At 59.2% G+C, this 5,734-nt stretch carries 4 protein-coding genes and 1 pseudogene; 3 read left to right on the plus strand and 2 right to left on the minus strand.

The annotated features are described in order from the left end of the window. Window positions 1–74: 74 nt before the first annotated feature. Window positions 75–985 (minus strand): annotated as a pseudogene (locus tag Q3C01_RS44485) (IS3 family transposase); the annotation flags it as partial. Window positions 986–1,880: 895 nt separating this feature from the next. On the opposite strand from Q3C01_RS44485, the gene Q3C01_RS44490 reads away from it, so the two are divergent. From Q3C01_RS44490 to Q3C01_RS44500, 3 genes are all read left to right on the plus strand, one after another. Then, window positions 1,881–3,302 carry an amidohydrolase gene (locus tag Q3C01_RS44490; RefSeq protein ID WP_458151670.1) on the plus strand — a complete coding sequence of 474 codons (1,422 nt, stop codon included), beginning with the start codon at window positions 1,881–1,883 and terminating at the stop codon, window positions 3,300–3,302. 72 nt (window positions 3,303–3,374) lie between these two features. Continuing rightward, window positions 3,375–3,557, plus strand: a complete 183-nt coding sequence (locus Q3C01_RS44495) for a creatininase family protein (protein ID WP_458151671.1) — start codon at window positions 3,375–3,377, stop codon at window positions 3,555–3,557. Between the two features lie 664 nt (window positions 3,558–4,221). Then, window positions 4,222–5,481, plus strand: a complete 1,260-nt coding sequence (locus Q3C01_RS44500; RefSeq protein WP_458151673.1) for a Glu/Leu/Phe/Val family dehydrogenase — start codon at window positions 4,222–4,224, stop codon at window positions 5,479–5,481. A 31-nt stretch (window positions 5,482–5,512) separates the two neighbouring features. Here Q3C01_RS44500 and Q3C01_RS44505 read toward each other — a convergent pair. After that, the coding region (locus Q3C01_RS44505) for a hypothetical protein (protein ID WP_458151674.1) at window positions 5,513–5,734 on the minus strand (222 nt) is incomplete at its 5' end.

Below are 5,734 nucleotides of genomic sequence, written 5' to 3' on the forward strand. Positions count from 1 at the left end.
TCGCAGTGATCGTCGCTTTCGAATGCCCATCGCAACCTCCAAGTCTGGTGTTGCGACGATCGATTGAATCCGCCTTGAACGCCACGATCTGAATGGTGGATCAAGCCGGCGCCAGGCCGCTGTGTCGCGATTGCCATCGCTAGGGCCGCCATTGGCAGTTCGGCGCGCAAATGATCCGCCATCGCCCAGCCGACGATTTTGCGGCTGTAGAGATCCATCAGCGTGGCCAGATAGAGCCAGCCCTGATCGGTCTGGACGTAGGTGATGTCGGCGAGCCAGATCTGGTTCGGCGCGGCGGCGATGAAGTTGCGCTCGAGAAGATTCGGGGCGATCGGGAAATCGTGACCGCTGTCGGTGGTCCGCATCCGGCGTGGCTTCACCATGATGGCCCTGATGCCATGGCGGCGCATCAATCGCTCGATGCGACCGCGGCTTGCCCCGCGGCCCTGAGCCCTCAACTCGGCATGGACGCGCGGGCTGCCATAGCGACCATTGGTGTCGCGGTGAACCCGCCTGATGTCGTCGACGAGCTCACGATTGGCGGCGGATCGCTGGCTCTCCGGGCGCGAGCGCCAGGCATAATAGCCGGCCGGCGAGACACCGAGCACGCCGCACATGATCGTCACCGGATAGTCGGCGCGGCGATCTTCGACGAAGCGAAATCTCATTTCGGAACTCCAGCAAAGATCGCGATCGACTTTTTTAAAATATCGCGCTCCATGCGCAGCCGCTCGTTCTCCCGCTGCAAACGCGCGATCTCCGCCGCATGGTCCGCCGACGGCAGCGTCGCCTGCGTTGTGGGGCGCCGCGTCGCCGCCGTCGGCTCCAGCCGGACCCCTCGCTGCTCCACCCACCGCCGCAGCACGGAATCGCGCAGGCCAAGCTCCCTGGCAACAGATCCGATCGAGCGCCCGCTCGACGCTACGAGATCAACCGCTTGCCGCTTGTAGTCATCCGTAAACGACCGACGTTGACGTCCTTCCATCCGACACCTCCTGGCTCTTCGAGCCTACTACAGGTGTCCATCAATTCGGAGGAGGTTCATAAGTCAGATCTAAAGTCTCGGTTTCGCCTGAGTCGCAAATGACCGCTCCGCCCTTACTTACCCTGGGACACCGGCAATGCCAGCACGGGGAATGTCCCCGTGCGCTACAAGCCGGTGCTTAAATGCTAGCGTGATTTTGGGGGCCGACGCAGGGGAAATAACATCGGCTTTAGGCGGCGACCGAACTCGTACGCGAGGGGGCGCAACTGATCACCTGCGCGTGCGGGTACTCGATCCGATACCAGGAAGCGGTCCGCGCCGCGGTAAACGTACCGGTGTTTCTATTGAGCCTTCTCCTCGCTCCCTTCCTCGAAAAGACACTCCCCCCGACAAAGCGCGCGGAATCATTGCAGCAAGCAAGTCTGCATTGACGCAGGACATGTTGGAAGCCGCCGGGCTGCGAGCCAACATCGGGCGCAGGGTGGTCGTCGCCGGACTGGAGGACAATAATGCTAGGGCTGCCTGGTGGATAGAGATACTTCGCGCTCGCCGATTCTTCACAGTTGAGACTGCGATGGGACCCGGTTCGGTGTCGATCAAAGCGGCCAATGGAAAGGCTTAGAGGCTCTCGTCGCTTTCTCTGTGAGGATGAGCGATTACAGATCGGCCCGCGACTCTGCTGTCCAGCTCCTCCGGTGGTCGCATAAAAACTGCGCATTCTCCTTTTCAAATGCCGAGTTACGAACGAATTAAGGCGATTAATGGGGAAGTGCAACGCTGAGGGTGCGATAGTATCGCGTAGTATGTGGACAGGAAAAAGACTGCGCCTCGTCTATCTTGCCGATCGACCCGAGGCGCTTTGGAACACTTAGACGGATCCGACGGAGCTAGATTGATGCAGAGTAACGCGAAGCCTGTCTGGGGGCTCGTCGAGGCTTACCAGTCGAAATTTCACGAGTTAAGCGACCGGATCTGGGACCATCCTGAATTGAACTACCAGGAGTTCTTCGCTCTGGGTGCGTACCGCGAGGCGCTCGCCTCCCAGGGTTTTTCGGTGACCGAAGGGTTGGCCGGCATTCCAACTGCAGTCATGGGCGAGGCTGGTGAGAGTGGGCCGGTGATTGCGATCCTTGGCGAGTATGATGCATTGCCTGGCATGAGCCAAGCGTCCGGTGTGGTGGAAGAGATGCCTCTCTCCCTGGGTGGCTCTGGGCATGGCTGCGGTCACAACATGCTCGGGGCGGCATCTCTCTTAGCTGCTAGCGCAGTCAAGGAATGGCTTGCGCAAGCTGGATTGCCGGGGCGGGTGCGTTACTACGGGTGCCCTGCCGAGGAAGGGGGGTCTGCGAAGAGCTTCTTAGTTCGCGCTGGCGCTTTCGACAACGTTGATGTGGCGATTTGCTGGCATCCTGCCGCCTTTACGGGTGTCTCGGTCCCTGTGTCCCTAGCATGCGCCGAGATGGAATTCACTTTCCACGGCCGGGCAGCGCATGCTGCCGCGATGCCCCATCTTGGACGCAGCGCGCTTGACGCGCTGGAGCTCATGAGCGTCGGGGTAAACTATATGCGCGAGCACATGCCGTCTTCGGCGCGTATCCACTATGCAATCGTCGACGGTGGCGGCATCGCGCCAAATGTAGTGCAGTCGCGTGCCGTAGTGCGCCATTTGGTTAGAGCACGCACTCTGGCCGAGATGTGGGAGCTGGTGGAGCGAGTCAAGAAAATCGCGGAGGGAGCGGCTCTTATGACGGAGGCGAAAGTAGAAATAAGGCAGCTTTCTGGTGAAGCAAATCTAGTGGCGAACGAGCCGCTGGAAGAAGCCATGCACGCAAATCTGGTTCAGCTGGGAGGGCCAGGATTCGACCAGTCGGATAGAGAGTTCGCCAGGAAGATACAAGGCACCTTCACGGCAGATGATGTCCGTTCTTCCTACAGTCGGTTGGGGCTACCGGCTAGTTCCGAATCTCTGTGCGAGCAGATCTATCCGCTACGTGGGGCTTCAACCGACACTATTGGGTCCACAGACGTGGGAACCGTTAGTTGGGTGGTTCCGACAGTACAGTGCCGGGTGGCATGCTTTGCGGTCGGAACACCGTACCACTCGTGGCAGCTCGTTGCTCAAGGAAAGTCGGCTGCCGCGCACAAGGGGATAACGCTCGCTGCCAAGGCTATCGCCGGCGTTGCAGCCGACGCGCTTTCCGATCCGGTCCTTCTTTCAGCAGCAAGGGACGCCCTCAAGGACTTTCGCAACCATAACAACTTCAACAATCCGATTGGGGCGGTAACAGAACCGCCGTTGGCCATGGCCGCAAGATAGGCGGCCTTGTAGAGGTAAAGTCCCAATGCCGGCCATCGGACTGCGGCCGGAGGCACAAGGAGAAAAAGTTCGGTGCGTATTGCGGACACGAACTGGATGCAAGTCGAGGCTAGGGCGCAGCGGGATGATCGCTGCATCCTGCCGCTCAGCTCGACCGAGCAGCACGCGCAGCTCTCGCTGTGTGTCGACTCGATTATTGCCGAGCGCATGGCCATCGAGGCGGCCGAGTCATTCGGGTGCCGGTGTTTTCAGTGATGCCCTACGGTTTTGCGCCCGATGACAACGCCTTCTGTCGCATCCTGTCGTCAATGGCCATCGTCGCAACGCGCCCCTCGGCGCCCTGCTCATCGAGCTGATGCGATCAAGTCCCACCGTTGATGGATTGCGCCGAAAACCTCCGCCAAGGTAGGGGGATCGATCCCTCTGGTAGTCATGCAAGCTGGATGGAGAACTTTCCGTGGACACGTCTCGCGAGCGCGCCAGCGCCTATGGAGGCCAAGCGTGCACTTGAGTGGGCGCGCTTATCGGCGACGGCTCGTTCGGGGGGCCTATCAGAATCCTGACGAGGCGATGCTCGCGCTCTGGGGTGTCGCCGTCGAGGAGAAGCGCGAAGCACTCGAAGGACCGTGGCCTCCCGCGGGTGAGGAGAAATCCGTGCTGTCCCATGATGATCGAGAGCTTCTAGGGCCAGATACACGTCCACAAGCGATTGGCCCGCAGACTGCTGAGCAATCGTGGCCCTCGCATAGAAGCCTTGGCTCGCGCGAAAAGCTTTACATTCCTCGCCGTACCCGCAATCGAAGCTCCAAATCTCTACTAGGCCAAAATCCTTGGAGGCAAATTTCTGTTCCATGTATTATCATCGCGGGCATCGATTAACTGCGCATCTGCTAGATCAACTTGTGATTAAGGAGCTAACGTGACCGCGTACCGCGGGCCAGTCTTTGACATGGCCGTAAAACAATTCGAGGTTATCGCGGATTATCTATCCATTCCGCAAGATGTCAGAGCACGGTTGTTGATGCCTAAGCGAGGGGTCACTGTATCCTGTCCAATTCACCGCGACGATGGCACCACAGCCGTCTTTGAGGGCTATCGTGTGCAACATCACCTCACACTTGGTCCTACGAAGGGTGGCACTCGTTTCGCAGCGAGCGTCGATCTCGGCGAGGTTGCAGCACTAGCAATCTGGATGAGCTGGAAATGCGCGCTGGTCGGCTTGCCGTATGGTGGCGCGAAGGGTGGAATTAATGTCGACCCGTCGAGCTTGTCCAAGCGCGAACTTGAAGCGCTTTCGCGTCGATACATGCAGGAAATGATTCCATTCGTTGGGCCTCATACGGATGTGATGGCGCCTGACATGGGCACGAACGAGCAGATCATGGCCTGGTTCATGGACACCTACTCGATGTATCAGGGACAAACGGTCGCTGAGATCGTCACAGGTAAGCCCGTCAGCGCGGGCGGAACCTTGGGGCGACGTGAAGCGACAGGCAGGGGTGTGGCGCATTTGGTCCGTCGCGCCGCGGATAAACTAAGGATCCGTCTGAGCGGTGCAACCGCAGTCGTCCAAGGATTTGGCAACGTCGGTTCGGTCACAGCGCTCGAACTCTACAACAAGGGAGTCAAAGTCATCGCGGTAAGCGATCACACCGGCGGTCTCTATCGTCCTGCCGGCCTCAATATTCCAAAATTAGTTGAACATGCTGCTTCGCGAGGAAGCTTAGAGGGCTACTCCAACGAACTCAATTTAGATTCGGCGGACATTTTGTCGTTGCCGTGCGATGTACTTGTTCCGGCTGCGGTCGAACGAGTGATAGACGCCAGAGTCGCCTCCGATCTGCGCTGTCGCATCCTTGCCGAAGGCGCTAACGGACCGACCACACCCGAAGCTGATCAAATCCTGGACAAGCGTCGGGAAGAAGTCTTTTTGATCCCGGACATTTTGTGCAACTCGGGAGGAGTAGTAGTTAGCTACTTCGAGTGGGTACAGGACCTACAGCGGTTGTTCTGGGAGGAGGAAGAGGTAATGCGGCGCGAGTATCAAGTCTTAGACCGAGCCTTAGACCAAGTGTTAGCACGCGGCGAGCGCGACAACGTGTTCAACCGGACCGCAGCGATGGCCATCGGTGTGGAGCGCGTACGTGGAGCAAAGGAGACACGTGGGCTGTTCCCATAGCATCCTCATTGCTGCTCATACGTTCGGTACACTAATCGGTCATGGGTTCCGCGTTGAATGCACACCCGGTTGACTGCAAGGCAATCCCGCCCGAAGGTCCAATGTAGCCAGAAGACGCGGAGTTTAGGCGGGCGCGGTCGAAGAGCAGGGATTGGGCCTGCGCACAGGCGGAGCGCCCGAGCCCGACCGTCGCCGCCAGCGACAGTGTCAGGATCAGCCGCGCAGGGCGCGCATCGGGTAGGGGGCGGCGATC

Source organism: Bradyrhizobium sp. UFLA05-109, assembly GCF_054185165.1.

Coding starts and splice junctions, on each gene's coding strand:
- Q3C01_RS44490 (WP_458151670.1), top strand. CDS start 1,881: ATGCAGAGTAACGCGAAGCCTGTCTGGGGGCTCGTCGAGGCTTACCAG.